We start from the raw sequence: 16,021 nt of genomic DNA, 5'->3' as shown, positions 1-16,021 counted from the left end.
GCAACATTCCCGTCCAAAAGGAGAGAAGAAATTTTCATGCGTATGGCGTGGTCATCATATGAAGAGGTGTTGACAAAAAAATTTTTATGTATTAAAATGTTAAAATGAAAAAATAAAAGGAGATGTGTATGAAAAAGACCCTATTTGCCGGAATTGTTACTGCTATGTCAGCCCTATCTTTATTTGTAGGTCAATCTGCCCAAGCAGATCAAACGATTTATCGCTTATATAATAAGCAGAATGGAGAGCATCTCTATACAACTGACAAAAATGAAAAAGATGTTTTGTTCACCCAGCATGGTTGGGGATATGAAGGTGAGGCGTGGTATGCTCCTGACCCAGGTCAGGGTAGTCCAGTCTATCGCCTTTATAATGCTGGTTTGCAAAATCATTTGTATACAACAGATACCAACGAAGTTAAGGTGCTGACTAGCAAGTATGGCTGGACACTTGATAACAACGGACAGCCGGTATTCTATTCTGGAGGCAGCGCGAAAATCTATCGTGTCTATAACCAAAATCTACGAGGACTTCACCACTGGACTACTGATGAGAATGAATACAGCGTTCTACCAAGACATGGTTGGCAACAAGAAGGTGTTAAATTATACGGGAATCGTGTCGGTGTTCCGATTCAAACCCAATATTACCAATATTCTCCTGTAGCAAGCCAACCTACCCCTCCAAGTCAATCTACTGAGTCAGCCCAAACATCACAACCAGCCCAAGGAAATAATCAGCTACCATCAACTATCCCGTCAGGCAGTGCTACAATTGCCAATACAGAATCAAATCATACCATTGAAGCGGATGTTGCTTTAACAGGATCTGGTACAGGTTATCATGCTAAACTCGTCATGGCTGCCCCAGACGCAGCTGTAAGTTTTGGTTTACAATTTGACACTGCAGCAGTTGCACCGTATACAGGTAAAACAGCCTTCTTGATTGAGAATATCGGCAGCAATAATGTAGGAGGGCAATATTATCATCGTGCTAATTATCTTGCCAGTCTCAACACTACCTATCGTTTGATGTTGACACTGCAAAAAGATGGTAGCTATGTTGGTTATGTGAACGGGACGGAAGTTGTACGTGGTCGAAATGCAGTTTTAGCTGATCGTTCTGATATCTATCTACGTGTCGAAGGGGCGGCGCGAAAGACGGGTGATTCTATAACAGCGCATTTTAGTGCTATCAAGTTAAAACAGCATGGCATTTATACCGAGAGAAGATGGCCTGCGACACCTCAGTTTAATATCGCTAATGGCATCCTTACAAAAATAGATGGAGTACAAGTGAGAAATACGGCAAGTGATACGCGTACGATAAATAACAATGTTGTCTTCACTGGAACCCTAACAGGTTTACCTCAATACGCCGATTGGGATACAGCAGGCTATTATGACAAGGTGTCAGGTCTGATCCAGTTTATCAATTAGTAGTCTTTTTCAGATATAGCTATTGGGTTCTTGTATTAAAGTATCATATATTCCAAAGTCGCAATGATAGGCTTTGGATTTTTTTATAGAAGGGCTTAAGTTGTTCAATTCCTATGTGAATATCATTGCGCTCAGAGAGGGTTAAGTGTTTGTTTTTCATTGTCAGTTACCAACTTGTCCCGTAGTAAGTTCTACCTTATACTTAACAAAAATCATAAATAGCGATACAATAGTTTTATGACAAAAGAACTTACGTCCTCCCAAATCGAGGAATTAAAACAGGCCCTTAAAGAAAAAAGCAATGCTCGGCATCATAGAAAAATTCAAGCCCTTATTCTCTACTCTGAATACCATAATTTAAGATCTGTAGCCAAATCAGTGGGCTTTGTCCATTAAACCGTACGAAACTTATTGAATCGCTATCTAGATGGAGGTTTGCAGGCATTTCTTAATGAAAACCGTGGCGGACGTCGTCGCTCTTATATGACTCACGAAGAAGAGGAAGCCTTTCTCAAAGAACAACGCTCATCTGCCTTGAATGGAGAATTTGTGACTGTCTCTACTCTCTTTGAGGCTTATCAAGAAAAAGTTGGTTATAAAACGACTCGAAAAGGATTTTACGCCCTACTAAAACGCCACGGTTGGGTCAAAGAATCAAGAGATTCTTTGAGGTGGGAGATATAGCTTACGCAGTAAGCAACAAAAGTTAGTCCTCGTCCTCAACATCCTAAAAAAGCAGACGCAAAAACCATTTTGGCGTCTAAAAATAAAATCCTTATTCAAGGAGAAAGCGAGTAAGCGCTTAATCAATGAAAAATCCTACCAGAACATCCGCCTTCGCTCTACAATTTCTAAGCTCAGGAAAAAGTCTGCTCCCAGCAGACTTTTTTGTATCAAGATGAGGCGGGTTTTGGTCGTATCAGTAAACTAGGTACCTGCTGGTTCCCGAAAGGTCATAGGCCTAGCGTACCTAGCCATCATATTTCGAGAATATCGCTATTGTTATGGAGCTGTGGATGCTCATACAGGTGACTCATTTTTCATCATAGCAGGCGGGTGTAATAGCGACTGGATGAATGAATTTCTAGGCCAGCTATCAGCCGCTTACCCAGATGACTACATCATTTTAGTCATGGATAATGCCGTCTGGCATAAATCTCAGACATTGACTATTCCTGAGAATATAGAGTTTACCTTCATTCCACCTTATACACCTGAAATGAATCCCATTGAGCAAGTCTGGGCTGAGATCCATAAACGCGGGTTTAAGAATAAGATATTTAGAACATTAAATGAAGTCATTGATAAACTTCAGGAAGTTATTCAAAGCTTGTCTACTTCTCAACTAAAATCAATTGTACATAGAGAGTGGACTTCCGCTATTTTTGATTTTAAATGAGTATTATTTCTTTGGGAATTTAGCCACCTAAAAAAATTTTAAAAAGATGATAAAAATCCTTGACAAAATGTGTAAGGGTTAGTATAATGATGGTAACGTTCCATGTAGAACGAATATAAATATTTATAGGAGTTTTTTATCATGAAAAAAACACACATCACACTTGCAGCAGTTGCAGCCTTGGCAACAGCTGTTGTAGTTGCACCTACGGCGCAAGCTGACGTTCAAGCTAAATTGGATAATATTAAAGGTGTTGTAAAAATTTCTGTCGAAGCACAATTGAATAAAAACTTGGCAGATGCGTCAGCACAAAGTGCAACTGCTAAAGCTAATCTTACAACAGCTGAAGCTACAGTTAAAACTAAAAAAGAAACACTTGCTACAGCTCAAAAAGCTGAACAAGAAGGTGTTAAGCAAATTGATGAAGCTACAGCAACAGCTTTGAAAGTTGAAGAAAAGAAAGTGGCAGATGCAAAAGAGGCAGTTACAGCAACTGAGAAATTGATTGCAACTGAAAAAGAAAAGATTGTTGCTGCTCAGGCAAAAATCAAAGAGTTGAACCTTGTTGGTGGTTTGACTGGTAAGGCAGCTGAGATTGCAACAGAAGAAGCTACTATTGCAGCGGCTGAGGCACAAATTGTTACTTTGAATACTCAATTGGAAGCTGACACGCAAGCTGTTACTGATGCAGAAGATGCTTTGGTAACTTGGAAAGAAGAACGTGCTAAGTCAGATGCAGCAGCTAAGAAAGTACTTACTGACGCTACTGCTAAAGCACAAAAAGCTTTAACAGCTGCAGAAACTGAAGTTTCAGAATGGAAAGTAGTTGTAGAGACTTTGAACAAAGAAGTTGAAGCAGCTAAATTGGAATTGATTAAAAATGGTTTAACTGACTCTCAAATCGCTCAAATCATCGCTGATGCTCAAGCTCAAGTTAAAGTCGACACTGTAGCTACTTCAGTATACCGTCTTTACAACTCAGGTCTTAAAGTACACTTGTACACAACTGACGCAAATGAGTACGCAGTTCTTGCAGAGCGCGGATGGAGCCAAGAAGGTGTTGCCTTCAAATCAGCTAAAGAAGGTACTCCAGTATACCGTCTCTACAATGCAGGTCTTAAAGTACACTTGTACACAACAGATGCAAATGAGTACGCAGTTCTTGCTGGTCGTGGTTGGACTCAAGAAGGCGTAGCATTCAACTCAGTTAAAGATGGCGTTCCAGTATACCGTCTCTACAATGCAGGTCTTAAGAAACACCTTTACACAACAGACGCAAACGAGTACAAAGTACTTGCAACTCGTGGTTGGACTCAAGAAGGCGTTGCTTTCTACTCAGCTAAATAATAAGTCTCTTTATCAACTTCAGTTAGTAGATAAAAAGCTAATACTTAGAGAGAACGAGATTCGTTCTCTCATTTTTGATGTTTAAAGCAATATATATCTTTGTTTTAAAGTTCCTAAAGCCGAACGCTTGCCTCTTGATGTCTTTGATTCTGATTAGTTCTGTGGTATGATCTTCGCTTTTTTATTTCTAGGCTCAGGAATCCAGAGTCACTTCCCTGACTCTGGATTTATTCCATATGAGTCTTTCTAATGTGAGTTTGGTTGCTTTTCATTATAGGTCATATGGGACTCTTTTTCTACACTCAAAATGACTCCATAACCTCTACAGTGGATTTACCCACTATAAGAAATTATAGAGCCCCTTTTTTGGTGCAAAGTCTGTGAAATTTTGATAAGATAGGAGTATGAATTTTGAAAAGATCGAACAGGCTTACGACCTGCTATTAGAAAACGTACAGACTATCCAAAACCAGCTAGGTACCAATATCTATGATGCCATGATTGAGCAAAATGCTGCTTACGTAGCTGATCAACATGAGACGGACCTTGTTGTCAATAACAATCAGACCTTGAAACAACTAGATTTAACCAAGGAAGAATGGCGTCGTGCCTACCAATTCTTGCTCATCAAGGCCAATCAGACAGAGCCTATGCAGTACAATCACCAGTTCACACCAGATTCCATCGGATTTATCCTATCTTTTCTAGTAGACCAATTGGTGCCGACTCAAAAGGTGACGGTTCTAGAAATTGGTTCGGGGACAGGCAATCTAGCTCAGACCATCCTCAATGCCAGCCAGAAAGAATTGGATTACTTGGGGATCGAAGTGGATGACCTCTTGATTGATTTGTCGGCAAGTATTGCGGATGTCATGCAGGCAGATATTTCTTTTGCTCAGGGAGATGCGGTACGTCCGCAGATTTTGAAGGAAATCCAAATCATTCTTGCGGATTTGCCGATTGGTTACTATCCAGATGATCAGATTGCCAGCCGTTATCAGGTTGCCAGTTCAAATGAACATACCTACGCCCATCATTTACTCATGGAACAATCCCTCAAATATCTGGAAAAAGATGGCTTTGCGATTTTGTTGGCTCCAAATGATTTATTGACTAGTCCGCAAAGCGATTTGCTGAAAGGTTGGTTACAGGAGCAAGCCAATATTGTTGCCATGATTGCCCTGCCACCAAATCTCTTTGGGAAGGCTGCTATGGCCAAGTCTATTTTTGTCTTGCAAAAGAAAGCTGCAAAATCGTTGACGCCGTTTGTTTATCCCTTACAAAGTCTTCAAGAACCAGAAGCGATTCAGAAGTTCATGCTCAATTTCAAAAATTGGAAGCAAGAGAATGCAATTTAAGTGAAAATCTGTTATACTAATTAGGAAAACGCTTTAAAAGAGGTAAGATATGTCAAAAACAATTGCAATTAATGCAGGTAGTTCAAGTCTGAAATGGCAACTTTATCAAATGCCAGAAGAAATCGTCTTAGCAAAAGGGATTGTTGAGCGTATCGGCTTGAAGGATTCAATTGTCACAGTAAAGTTTGGTGATCAGAAAGCTGAACAGGTCTTGGATATTGCTGATCATGTACAAGCAGTAAAAATATTGTTGGAAGACTTGCTCAAGCACAATATTATTGCCGATTTCTCAGAAATTACAGGCGTTGGTCACCGTGTAGTAGCAGGTGGTGAAGTCTTCAAGGATTCAGTTGTCATTACGGATGAAGTGTTGAAACAAATTGAAGATCTATCTAGCCTTGCTCCACTTCACAACCCTGCCAATGCTGCTGGTATCCGTGCTTTCAGGGACATCTTGCCAGACGTAACAAGTGTAGCTGTTTTTGATACAGCTTTTCACACTACGATGCCAAAGCATGCCTATCTTTATCCGATTCCACAAAAGTACTATACCGACCACAAGGTTCGTAAGTATGGAGCGCACGGAACTAGTCACTATTATGTAGCGCATGAGGCAGCAAAAGTATTGGGACGTCCGATTGAGGAATTAAAATTGATTACGGCTCACATCGGAAACGGTGTATCTATTACTGCCAACTACCACGGTCAATCAGTTGACACTTCTATGGGCTTCACTCCTCTAGCTGGTCCAATGATGGGAACTCGTTCGGGAGATATTGATCCAGCGATTATTCCTTACTTGATTGCAAATGTTGATGAGTTGAAGGATGCTGCAGACGTTGTTAACATGCTGAATAAACAATCAGGTTTGCTTGGTGTATCGGGTTATTCAAGCGATATGCGTGACATTGAATCAGGCATCCAAGCTCACAATCCAGATGCAGTGTTGGCCTACAATATTTTCATTGACCGTATTAAGAAATTTATCGGTCAGTATCTTGCAGTTTTAAATGGGGCAGATGCTATTGTCTTCACGGCAGGTATGGGTGAAAATGCACCGCTTATGCGCAATGACGTAGTAGAAGGCTTGTCTTGGTTCGGTATTGAGTTGGACCCAGAAAAGAATGTATTTGGCAACTATGGTGACATTTCAACGGCAGAATCAAAAGTTCGTGTCTTGGTTATTCCGACGGATGAAGAATTGGTTATTGCGCGTGAAGTGGAACGCTTGAAATAAGAAAAACTAACTGGTAGTCGGAGACTGCCAGTTTCTCTTATAGTTTATACCTTTAGAAAGGTATAGTTTTTAGCAAGTAGTCAAAATATATAGTGTGTGATACAATAGACTAGCAAAGAAATTTGCACAGAGTAGATGGTTTGCGTCAAGTGTATGTGGATGGGATGTTGCCACATAACGAAGCTGATCTTTGCTTGTATCTGATGTCTCCTAGAGTAGGAACGTTGGTCCTGGCTAAGAGTAGCGCGGTAAACCATTGCATCCGCTGTCGAATATACACGACAGCTCCATTTTGAAAAAGGAGCATTTTTTATGGAAAAGAAAATTCCAAAACTAACGGTGCAGTTGTTGACTGCTATTGCTATGACCCTTGCCTTGGTTATGGTTGTGGAGAACTATTTCTCCATTCGGATTTCAGAAACCTTGCAGGTTCAGTTTACCTTCATTCCCAATACTATTTTGGGAGCTATTGCTGGTCCGGTTTGGGCAGCTGTCTTTGCGGCTATTTCAGACCCAGTCTTTGTCTTGTTTAGCGGGCAAACGGTCCTCTTTACTTGGATTTTGATTGAGGCGGTATCGGCTTTTATCTATGGCTGGTTCTTCTATCGAAAACCGCTAGACACCAAGAACAAGGCTGATTGGCTCTATGTTGCAGGGGTTGTTGTCTTGATTCAGGTTGTAATTTCCTTTATCATGACACCGATTGCCCTCCATTTCCATTTTGGAACACCTTGGATTGTTCTGTATAGCAGTCGCTTGATTAAGGCAGTTTTTGAAATTCCATTACGCATTGTCGTGACTATGCTTGTCTTACCAAGTCTACAAAAAATACCTGAATTGGCCAAGTTAATGGGCATTAAATAAAACAGTATCAAGCAACAGGTCATCCCCCTGTTGCTGCTTTTGTAGAGAGGGAATCATGAATTATCGAGAAACTCGCCGGTGGCTATCTAGTCGTCCTGCATCAGATTTAGAAAACGGCGTTGCACGTGTCAACTGGCTCTTGGCACGCTTGGATAATCCCCAACTTCAAGTGCCGACCGTACACTTTGTGGGCACAAACGGTAAAGGTTCGACCTTGAATGCGTTACAGTCTATCTTACGGTCTTCGGATTACACTGTCGGCCGCTTTACATCACCGTCTATCATTGATTTTCGAGAGCAGATTGTCTTTGAGCAGGAGATGATTTCAGAGGAAGATTTTGCGAAGATTGTGACAGACTTGCAGCCCTTGATTGAGGACTTGGACCAGATGGCTGGACTGGATGCCATCTCGGAATTTGAGATTGTAGTAGTGGCTATGTTTGTCTATTTTGCCCACTATCAGCGTCCCGATATTCTCTTGGTGGAGGCTGGCATGGGTGGTTTGCAGGATGCGACCAATGTCCTTAATCCTCTAGCGGTAGTTTGCCCGTCCATCGGCTTGGACCATCAGGCTTTTTTGGGAGAGACCCACGCTGCCATAGCCCGTCACAAGGTTGCTGTCTTGCGTGAGCGGGTTCCCCTCCTCTATGCGACCGACCAGCCAGAAGTGGTGGCAGTATTTGAGAAGTACGCCCATCAGCTTCAGAGTCCGACCTATACGGTAGGGCGGCAGATCGTTTTGGAAAATAGCAGAGCAGGCTTTGTGGTTTCAAGCCCCTTCGGCCGAGTTGAGGATTTAACACTGCTTATGCAGGGGCGTCACCAAGAGGTCAACGCAGCCTTGGCAGTGACAACAGCTCAGCTCATCAGCCCTGATTTTCAAAAGATTACCAATGAAACCATTAGCCAGGGCTTGTCCCAAGCCATCTGGCCGGGCCGCTTAGAATTGATCAAGCCTACGCTTATGATTGACGGAGCCCACAATAATGAAAGCATCGCCGTCCTGACCCAGCTCCTAGAGGAAAACTATGCCGATAGAGATATTGAAATCCTCTTTGCAGCCATCAATACCAAGCCTGTGGACCAAATGTTGTCCCAGCTTAGCCAATTTGGACCTGTTAGCGTGACAACCTTTGACGATTTCCGTGCGGTACAGCTAGAAGATTATCCGTCAGGCTATGAACGAGTTCAGAACTATCAGGAGTGGTTGGAGCGGGCAGACTTGGACAATCCCAAAAAACTCTACCTGATTACAGGCTCACTTTACCTTATTACCTATGTGAGGAAGTACATTTTAGAAGAGTTTATATAGAAAAAAGGCTTTGCCGGGCATTCTACCTAGCAAAGTCTTTTGTTTTAATAGTTTTTAATCAAATCAACCGTTGAGCGGTCTAATTTTTTCACGATAGCTTGCAAGAAGGCTTGGGCCTCTAAGAAGTCATCCATGCTGTAGAGAGTTTGATGTGAATGGATGTAGCGAGCGCAGACACCGATTGTTGTCGACGGAACACCATGATTTTTCAAGTGGGCTGCACCAGCATCTGTTCCACCTTTACCGCAGTAGTATTGGAATTTGACACCTGCTTCTTCGGCAGTTGAGAGGAGGAAGTCTTTCATGTTTTTTAACATGATATGACCTGGATCGTAGAAACGAAGCAGGGTACCGTCACCAATTTTTCCTTGGTCGCCATAAATATCGCCTGCAGGCGAGCAATCAACAGCAAGGAAAATATCTGGGTTGAACTTAGTTGTAGAAGCATGAGCTCCACGTAGGCCAACCTCTTCTTGCACATTTGCCCCAGCAATCAACTGATTTGGCAATGCTTGACCCGATAGGCTTTCCAGCAATTCCGTCACCATAAGAACACCGAAGCGGTTGTCCCAAGCCTTAGAAATAACATTTTTTCCGTTGGCTGTTAGAATGGTTTCATTTTTGGGAACCAGAACATCCCCTGGACGAACACCGAACGCCCAAGCTTCCTCATAATTGGCGAAACCAGCATCGAAAATAATATCAGCGATGGCAGGCATACCAGGAGCGTTAGCCCCACGAGAAAGATGGGGAGGCACTGAACCTGAAATGGCAGGAATGGTCCGACCGTCCTGTAGTTGAAGCGTGAAGGGTTGACTTGATACGACCAAAGGGTTCCAGCCTCCTAGCTCGACAACACGGAAAGTACCGTCTGGCTTGATTTGGCTAATCATAAAGCCGACTTCATCCATATGTGCAGCCACTAGGATACGAGGAGCGTTTTCAACAGCCGTATCCTTGATACCAAAAATGCCACCTAGTCCATCTGTTTCGATACGGTCTACATGTGGTGTGATTTTCTGGCGGATGTGATTGCGAACCTGTCCTTCAAATCCTGGTAAACTTTGTAATTCTGTAACTTCTTTAATTTTTTCAAAAAGAGTCATACTTCTTCCTCCATGATATGATTATTACTATTTTATCACGAAGAGCCAGACTTGTCTTGAAAATATAGAAAAATATGGATAGTATGGACAAGAATGATTGAAATTTGCTAGGATAGAAATGTACCTCAAAATAGAGAGGAGGTGATTGCCTTGTTGTTCGAACTTCTCACCTTGTTCGTTGCACCTATTGTATCAGGTCTTGTGTTGATACTCTTTGAGTATTGGCTCAACAATAGTGACAATAGAGTGGGATTTATGACTTAGAGTTTGTGCCAACATCTCAGCGCAGTGGTTGATTGGCTTTAACAGTCTGGGGGAGTGAAACAGTTCAGTGAACTGTTTCAGCCCGAGCCTAGAAAGGAAAAAGCGAGTTTAAAGGTTGGAGATGGGATTTGCAGAGCAAATCTCAGCAATTCGTGTTTCACACTCCAAATCTGACCATTACGCTTGTTGCGAACATTGCTCGCTCTATCTCCAACCTCCAAAGGTTCCCCGAACCTTTGGAGCTGTGCGTGGGTGAGACTGAAACGGTCTGGGAATAGACCGTTTTAGCTCAACAACTGAAAACAGGGACTAGTTGACGAACTCATTTTACTAAATTAGAGTTCTGTCTCGCTCCAAAAGAAAACCCTCAACGTTGGGAACGTTGGGGGCTTTTTGATTGCCAAGTGTTGACAAACATTTATCACTGTAAGACCATTCTATCTATTTTTAGCCTTTTGTCAAGTGGTGCGAGTTTGTCTCAGCTGTCACAAGTCCAATGGCAGTATACCTAAGATTGACAAGCAAACCTGTTTTTGTTAGGATAGAAATGCCCCTCAAAATAGAGAGGGGAGTGATTGTTAAGTGTGGGAAGTATTTATCGTCATTTAGTTTTTCTTTTATTACTTCGTTAATTCGCCTTGCCTAACTTCAGTTATGTCTGCGGCTCATTGCCTCGTACTAAAAGTAAACTAAAAGACTATGTCACAGTTTTTCTTGTACCTTTGTTCGTCAGTTTTCTAACAGTTTTGTTTGAAAGATGGCTCAACAATCGTGACAAGTAGGCCCAAGGGGCAAAAGAAAACTCTCAACGCTGGGAACGTTGGGGGCTTTTTGATTGCCGATGTATTATCGAACTTCTCACTGTAAGACCATTCTATCTATTTTTAAGTCTTTTGTCAAGTGGTGCGAGTTTGTCTCAGCTGTCACAAGTCCAATGGCATTTTTGGGAAAAATCTGCGGAAATATGATAAAATAGTCAACATGAAAAAGAAAAAGACAGCCTTACTAGCAGGCTTATTGGGGGCAGGTGTGCTCACCGCTAGTGCTCAATTTTACCGTAAAATCCAAGAAGACCGTAAAAAAGCACAGGCCTTGCAGGAGGTGCGTGACTTTTTCGCTGATTTAGGAGAGATTGCCACGGTCTATGTGGATGAAACAGCTTCTACGCAGACCACTCTTATTGGAGGGGTTGTGATGGAGGCAGGACAGGTATTTTTATTTGAAAATACCAAAGGTTCTATTCAATACAGGGAGGAAGAAAGATGATTTTTCCAACAAGTCTTGAAGAAGTAGCTGCCTTGATTGAAGATGGCAAGCCGACTGTTTTTCTATTTGTGACGACTTGGTGTGGAGATTGCCACTATATCAAACCGCATGTGCCAGCTATCGAAGAAGCTTTTCCAGCTTTCCGTTTTGTGCAACTGGATCGAGATGATTTCATGCCTTTGGCACAGGAATGGGCTATTTTAGGCATTCCAAGTCTGGTTGTTTTGGAAAATGGTAAGGAAATCGGTCGTTTTGTTGATAAGAATCGCAAGACCAAGGAAGAAATCATGAACTTCTTATCTGGCTTGGGTAGATAAATCAGCAGAGAAGCTCTGCCATTTCCCAAAAGAAAGGAAAAAACATGAAGAAATTACTAGGAAAAATCCTTCTAGCACCTGTGGTGCTGGGATTGAGTTTAAGTTTGGCACCGCTGGCTCAAGCGGAAATTCAGACAGATGTCATCAATGAAAAATGGGGCAAGCCAACCCTGGTCTACGGTGGCGGTTTGTCAGATGCCCAGGCGACAGAGGTTAACAATCTATTTGGTATTTCGGATGTTAATAATGTCAGTCGTCAGGTGGTTGTTGGCACGGATATGGACCAGTATTTAGGTACATCTGGAGCGGATACAGCTTCTCTTTACTCGTCTGTCTTGGTGCAAAAGCAGGATGCAGGTAAAGGGGTAGTTGTGGATATTAAGACACCGCAGAACATCACCTTGATTACCGAGACACAGTATGCCAATGCGGCTATTACAGCTGGTGCGACGGATGTCTTGATTGATGTGGCAGCACCGATTAAAGTGACAGGGGAGTCTGCTCTGACAGGTGTTTACAAGGCTCTCGCGGCCAATGGTGAAACAGTTGACCCGGCTCGGACAGAGGTAGCCCAACAAGAATTAACGACTGTTAACGAAGTGGCGATAGCCCATACAGGTGACGCCAATTTTGATAGTTCAGCCTTGGATAAGGCGGTAGCGGAAATCAAGACTGCTCTTGCCGACTACAAACAATCCAATGGTCAGGTAGCTTCCGAATCAGACATCAACACAATTATCAACGATGTCTTGGCCAATAACGGTTTGGAAAATGTCATCACAGCAGATGAGGTTTCAAAATTGGTTACCTTTGCCAAAGCCTATCAGGAAACCTCTGCTATTGATTCGGCTGAGGTTGCTGCCCAGCTCAACCAGTTCAAGCAACAGGCGGAGCAACAAATTTCAGAAGCCTATAAGAATCTACAAGATTCAGGAATCTTAGAGAAAATCGGTGCCTTCTTTGAAAATCTTTGGAAAGGCTTGATTGGTCTATTTGCATAAAGGAGAAATGAAAAAGAAATGATTTTTACATATAATAAAGAACACGTCGGCGATGTTCTGATGGTGATTGTGGCTGAGGATAAGGGACAAGCTGTTCAGTTTGAACGCAAGGGTCAAGTGGCGCGTGTTTTCCTAGAGGAAACAGGAAAAACAGTAGCTTGGAATATTTTTGAAGCATCAAGTTTAGTTGAGATTGCCGGAAATGGTCAGGTTTTCCTGACAGACGAGCAAGTTGCGACCTTGAATGCAGAATTGGCAAAAGAAGGCTTTACAGAAACCTTGGTCAATGATGCGACACCGAAGTTTGTGGTTGGTCAGATTGTGGAATTGGTTCCTCATCCAGACAGCGACCACCTCAATATTTGTCAGGTCAATGTTGGTGACAAAACAGTGCAAATCGTAGCAGGTGCCCCAAATGCTGCCCAAGGCTTGAAAACCATTGTGGCACTTCCAGGGGCAATGATGCCGAGCGGTAGCCTGATTTTCCCAGGGAAATTGCGTGGTGAAGATAGCTTTGGTATGATGTGCAGTCCGCGTGAATTGGCTCTGCCAAACGCACCACAAGTGCGTGGCATTATCGAATTGGACGACTCCGCAGTGGTCGGAGAAGCTTTTAATCCAGCTAAACACTGGAAGGGATAAAATAAAATCGAACGGCAGTCCGTTCGATTTTATTTTTGGGGGAATTTGTAAAAAAACTCGTGTTATCTTGCAAATTCTTTTATCTGTTCTGCTATTTGCTGAGGCAAGTAATCATGGATATAGTGAGGACAATCTAATTGTATAATTTCTATCTTATTTGACTTCCTACTAAAGTGTTGAGCGTAGCTTAACCACTCTGCTTGTGTAAATCCTGTCCCGTTACCGTTGGAGACGAATAAAAGCATTGGGATATTGGGAGTGGTTAGTTTGCTGATAGTGGCAGCATTTTCTTTGAGTTGTTCTAATTCATTTAGCATATTGGTTGAGATTGGACGATAGTGTAATAGGGCTTGATAGATTTCTTTTTCCTGTTTGGAAAGATAGGATTGGGTAAGAGCTGGTTGGTTGGCGAGATTAGGGAAAAGACGCGTTATTCCAAAATGAGATGCAAATGAGAGAGAATGAAACAGTGGAGTATTTATATTGTTGCATAAGAAGCGGGAAATGCCATATCTAAGCCTACAATAGCCTCCACTTCATTAGGATATTGACTTGTCCAATAGAGTGCTTCAAGACTGGATAAAGAATGAGGGCAGAGTATTAGTTTTCCCTCAATTCCTAACTGTTTTAAGGCTGAACGAGTGTCTGTTACAATTGTTTGTATATCTCGTTGCTCATCAATATCATCACTAAATCCGTAACCAAATTTTTCAACGACAACAATTCTAAAATCATCTTTTAACTGAGAAGTCAGGGCTTGGAAGTCGAGTATAGGAGAAGTAGTTCCCCCGCCTGCCAAAAATACAAGTGTTTTGTCACCTTCACCCTCAACCAAGATATTCATTTTCTTATTTTTAACAGTGGTTGTCTGTCCTAGGGGTTGCCGGAGTGGCTGTTCAAGTTGAATTTGAATCTGATGATAGCAGTAACTACCTAGGATAGTAATCGTGGCAATTATCAACAGACGGTGTAATAGACTTTTACTTTTCATTTAGCTACTCCGGCAGATTTATCTTTATTAGTATACCACATTCTACATAAACTAAGCAGGAAACAAAATATAAGTAGAATTAGTCAATTTTGGCCAATTCTTTTATGCTGTCTCAATTTTTCCTTCAATAGCTTGTCGGAGTTCCGCTGTCAAAGCCTGATGTGAATTGAGTTGGAAGTAGAGACTGGACAGGAAATGCTGGAGGTTGAGCCACCGGAAGTAGTCTAGTGGTTCTTGGTTGGGAAAGTCTAGCTTGTTAATCCATTCCGTCAGCTCTTGCCCGGACATTTTTTCATTCAGCAAAAGGTAGACAGGAATCTGTGCCAGGCGGATTTCATCGCCAGCTGAGAAAACTTTACTTTGTTTAGTTAGACAAGTGACAATAGCCTGCCAGACTTCTTCGGTTTTATCATTGGGAAATTGCTCATGACAGCTTGCGGCCAGAAGAAAATATGCTCCGTGGGCAGCGGTATGAATCCAGCCAAATTTTTCATCGTAGCCAGACCAGTCATTTTCAATCGTCAAATAATCCAAGGCCTGTTGGAAAAGCAGTTCGCAGTCCTCTTCATTTAAAAATGCATGATAAATAGACTCAGAATCATTATCGACAAACAGCAAAAGGCAGTAAAGTAAGCAAGTAAAACTTCGCTTTAGTGTGGAGCTTTCTAGGGAAAGGGGATTGGTTTCTTGAGAGAATTGCAGTAGCGACTGTGTTTGTTCTCTTGTAATCAAACCATCTAGAAAGATGTGGCAAAAACTAGCATAAACCAATTCGTCGCGTATAGTAGGGTCTGGATGACCGATGTTTTCCAGCAACCAAGCCAGTTCATCATTAGTATATGGTTTAGAGGTTTGCAATTTTTCTATTAGTTCTTCCATGATTTTCTTTCTTTTTATGAACTTTCTACGAATAGATAAGTAGGAGGATATAAAATGTATAATAAAGTTATTCTGATCGGTCGCTTGACGGCCCAACCCGAACTCACTCAAACCCCTAACGGTAAAAATCTGACCCGTGTAACCGTCGCAGTTAATCGACGATTTAAGACAGAAAATGGTGAACGTGAGGCAGATTTTCTCAATGTTATTTTCTGGGGCAAACTGGCGGAAACACTTGTCTCCTATGGCAGTAAGGGGAGTCTGATTTCTATTGACGGTGAGTTGCGTACCCGTAAATACGAAAAAGACGGCAGCAATCACTATGTGACAGAAATTCTAGGCCAATCTTTCCAATTACTAGAAAGCCGTGCCCAACGTGCTATGCGTGAAAACAATACTGGCGATGACTTAGCTGACTTGGTTCTAGAAGAGGAGGAATTACCGTTTTAATATCGGTCCCAAGACCGATGGAGAATGTTGAAAAGTAGGCTATACTATAGTCAATCCTAAATATTTTTCATATCTCCTTAAAAACGCTGATGAAAGTTGGCGTTTTTTGCTATTCATTTTCTATATTTCCACCATTCTACTAGCATAAC

General features: G+C 42.0%; 16 protein-coding genes, 1 pseudogene and 1 riboswitch. Of the genes and pseudogenes, 13 read left to right on the top strand and 4 right to left on the bottom strand.

From position 1 onward, the window contains the following. Positions 1-128: 128 nt before the first annotated feature. The 7 genes and pseudogenes from F9856_RS03700 (at position 129) to F9856_RS03670 (ending at position 8,956) form a co-directional block, all read left to right on the top strand. Positions 129-1,439: a hypothetical protein gene (locus tag F9856_RS03700; protein ID WP_202105778.1), complete on the top strand. Its 1,311-nt coding sequence runs from the start codon at positions 129-131 to the stop codon at positions 1,437-1,439. Positions 1,440-1,676: 237 nt separating this feature from the next. Beyond that, positions 1,677-2,838, top strand: a pseudogene (locus tag F9856_RS03695) (IS630 family transposase). 141 nt (positions 2,839-2,979) lie between these two features. Then, positions 2,980-4,185, top strand: a complete 1,206-nt coding sequence (locus F9856_RS03690) for a hypothetical protein (protein WP_202105777.1) — start codon at positions 2,980-2,982, stop codon at positions 4,183-4,185. A 404-nt stretch (positions 4,186-4,589) separates the two neighbouring features. After that, positions 4,590-5,543, top strand: coding sequence for a class I SAM-dependent methyltransferase (locus F9856_RS03685; RefSeq protein WP_202105776.1), 954 nt, complete (start codon positions 4,590-4,592; stop codon positions 5,541-5,543). A gap of 49 nt (positions 5,544-5,592) precedes the next feature. Then, on the top strand, positions 5,593-6,780 hold the full coding sequence (locus F9856_RS03680; protein WP_202105775.1) for an acetate kinase: 1,188 nt from the start codon (positions 5,593-5,595) through the stop codon (positions 6,778-6,780). 125 nt (positions 6,781-6,905) lie between these two features. Continuing rightward, a riboswitch (THF riboswitch) is annotated at positions 6,906-7,050 on the top strand. A gap of 42 nt (positions 7,051-7,092) precedes the next feature. Beyond that, positions 7,093-7,644 carry a folate family ECF transporter S component gene (locus F9856_RS03675; protein ID WP_202105774.1) on the top strand — a complete coding sequence of 184 codons (552 nt, stop codon included), beginning with the start codon at positions 7,093-7,095 and terminating at the stop codon, positions 7,642-7,644. 55 nt (positions 7,645-7,699) lie between these two features. After that, positions 7,700-8,956 carry a bifunctional folylpolyglutamate synthase/dihydrofolate synthase gene (locus F9856_RS03670; RefSeq protein WP_202105773.1) on the top strand — a complete coding sequence of 419 codons (1,257 nt, stop codon included), beginning with the start codon at positions 7,700-7,702 and terminating at the stop codon, positions 8,954-8,956. 44 nt (positions 8,957-9,000) lie between these two features. Here F9856_RS03670 and pepA read toward each other — a convergent pair whose 3' ends face one another. Next, positions 9,001-10,062 carry a glutamyl aminopeptidase gene (pepA, locus tag F9856_RS03665; protein WP_202105772.1) on the bottom strand — a complete coding sequence of 354 codons (1,062 nt, stop codon included), beginning with the start codon at positions 10,060-10,062 and terminating at the stop codon, positions 9,001-9,003. 141 nt (positions 10,063-10,203) lie between these two features. Here pepA and F9856_RS03660 point away from each other — a divergent pair, with 141 nt between their 5' ends. From F9856_RS03660 to ytpR, 5 genes are all read left to right on the top strand, one after another. Then, positions 10,204-10,326 carry a type I toxin-antitoxin system Fst family toxin gene (locus F9856_RS03660; protein ID WP_172003588.1) on the top strand — a complete coding sequence of 41 codons (123 nt, stop codon included), beginning with the start codon at positions 10,204-10,206 and terminating at the stop codon, positions 10,324-10,326. Between the two features lie 981 nt (positions 10,327-11,307). Then, positions 11,308-11,592: a DUF4651 domain-containing protein gene (locus F9856_RS03655; protein ID WP_012774909.1), complete on the top strand. Its 285-nt coding sequence runs from the start codon at positions 11,308-11,310 to the stop codon at positions 11,590-11,592. Beyond that, the gene (locus F9856_RS03650; RefSeq protein WP_202105770.1) at positions 11,589-11,909 is read left to right on the top strand and encodes a thioredoxin family protein; all 321 of its coding nucleotides are present in this window, start codon (positions 11,589-11,591) and stop codon (positions 11,907-11,909) included. The genes F9856_RS03655 and F9856_RS03650 overlap by 4 nt, the downstream gene beginning before the upstream one ends. 44 nt (positions 11,910-11,953) lie before the next feature. Next, positions 11,954-12,910, top strand: a complete 957-nt coding sequence (locus tag F9856_RS03645; protein WP_202105769.1) for a DUF1002 domain-containing protein — start codon at positions 11,954-11,956, stop codon at positions 12,908-12,910. A gap of 18 nt (positions 12,911-12,928) precedes the next feature. Further along, positions 12,929-13,552 carry a YtpR family tRNA-binding protein gene (gene ytpR / locus F9856_RS03640; protein ID WP_202105768.1) on the top strand — a complete coding sequence of 208 codons (624 nt, stop codon included), beginning with the start codon at positions 12,929-12,931 and terminating at the stop codon, positions 13,550-13,552. A gap of 62 nt (positions 13,553-13,614) precedes the next feature. Here the strand turns inward: ytpR and F9856_RS03635 are convergent, their stop codons facing one another. The 3 genes from F9856_RS03635 to F9856_RS03625 all read right to left on the bottom strand — a co-directional run bounded on the left by F9856_RS03635 (position 13,615) and on the right by F9856_RS03625 (position 15,422). Next, complete coding sequence (locus F9856_RS03635; RefSeq protein WP_202105767.1) at positions 13,615-13,869, bottom strand: hypothetical protein; 255 nt, start codon at positions 13,867-13,869, stop codon at positions 13,615-13,617. A gap of 161 nt (positions 13,870-14,030) precedes the next feature. After that, entirely contained in the window at positions 14,031-14,543 is a 513-nt protein-coding gene (locus F9856_RS03630) for an alpha/beta fold hydrolase (RefSeq protein ID WP_202105766.1), read from the bottom strand. 102 nt (positions 14,544-14,645) lie between these two features. Next, positions 14,646-15,422: a DUF2785 domain-containing protein gene (locus F9856_RS03625; RefSeq protein ID WP_236659534.1), complete on the bottom strand. Its 777-nt coding sequence runs from the start codon at positions 15,420-15,422 to the stop codon at positions 14,646-14,648. A 54-nt stretch (positions 15,423-15,476) separates the two neighbouring features. Here F9856_RS03625 and F9856_RS03620 point away from each other — a divergent pair, with 54 nt between their 5' ends. After that, positions 15,477-15,872, top strand: a complete 396-nt coding sequence (locus tag F9856_RS03620) for a single-stranded DNA-binding protein (protein ID WP_105125761.1) — start codon at positions 15,477-15,479, stop codon at positions 15,870-15,872. Positions 15,873-16,021 lie beyond the last annotated feature (149 nt).

The organism is Streptococcus suis (assembly GCF_016743335.1).
Lineage (GTDB): Bacteria > Bacillota > Bacilli > Lactobacillales > Streptococcaceae > Streptococcus > Streptococcus suis_Y.
Note: the sequence above shows the minus strand (reverse complement) of the source record. Positions and strands in the feature narration are given on the sequence as shown.

Excerpts from the sequence above, each read along its gene's own strand:
- F9856_RS03675 (WP_202105774.1), top strand. The coding sequence starts at position 7,093 with ATGGAAAAGAAAATTCCAAAACTAACGGTGCAGTTGTTGACTGCTATT.
- F9856_RS03630 (WP_202105766.1), bottom strand. The coding sequence starts at position 14,543 with ATGAAAAGTAAAAGTCTATTACACCGTCTGTTGATAATTGCCACGATT.
- F9856_RS03680 (WP_202105775.1), top strand. The coding sequence starts at position 5,593 with ATGTCAAAAACAATTGCAATTAATGCAGGTAGTTCAAGTCTGAAATGG.
- F9856_RS03700 (WP_202105778.1), top strand. The coding sequence starts at position 129 with ATGAAAAAGACCCTATTTGCCGGAATTGTTACTGCTATGTCAGCCCTA.
- F9856_RS03685 (WP_202105776.1), top strand. The coding sequence starts at position 4,590 with ATGAATTTTGAAAAGATCGAACAGGCTTACGACCTGCTATTAGAAAAC.
- F9856_RS03645 (WP_202105769.1), top strand. The coding sequence starts at position 11,954 with ATGAAGAAATTACTAGGAAAAATCCTTCTAGCACCTGTGGTGCTGGGA.
- F9856_RS03690 (WP_202105777.1), top strand. The coding sequence starts at position 2,980 with ATGAAAAAAACACACATCACACTTGCAGCAGTTGCAGCCTTGGCAACA.
- F9856_RS03655 (WP_012774909.1), top strand. The coding sequence starts at position 11,308 with ATGAAAAAGAAAAAGACAGCCTTACTAGCAGGCTTATTGGGGGCAGGT.
- pepA (WP_202105772.1), bottom strand. The coding sequence starts at position 10,062 with ATGACTCTTTTTGAAAAAATTAAAGAAGTTACAGAATTACAAAGTTTA.
- F9856_RS03635 (WP_202105767.1), bottom strand. The coding sequence starts at position 13,869 with ATGCTAAATGAATTAGAACAACTCAAAGAAAATGCTGCCACTATCAGC.
- F9856_RS03620 (WP_105125761.1), top strand. The coding sequence starts at position 15,477 with ATGTATAATAAAGTTATTCTGATCGGTCGCTTGACGGCCCAACCCGAA.
- ytpR (WP_202105768.1), top strand. The coding sequence starts at position 12,929 with ATGATTTTTACATATAATAAAGAACACGTCGGCGATGTTCTGATGGTG.
- F9856_RS03670 (WP_202105773.1), top strand. The coding sequence starts at position 7,700 with ATGAATTATCGAGAAACTCGCCGGTGGCTATCTAGTCGTCCTGCATCA.
- F9856_RS03625 (WP_236659534.1), bottom strand. The coding sequence starts at position 15,422 with ATGGAAGAACTAATAGAAAAATTGCAAACCTCTAAACCATATACTAAT.
- F9856_RS03650 (WP_202105770.1), top strand. The coding sequence starts at position 11,589 with ATGATTTTTCCAACAAGTCTTGAAGAAGTAGCTGCCTTGATTGAAGAT.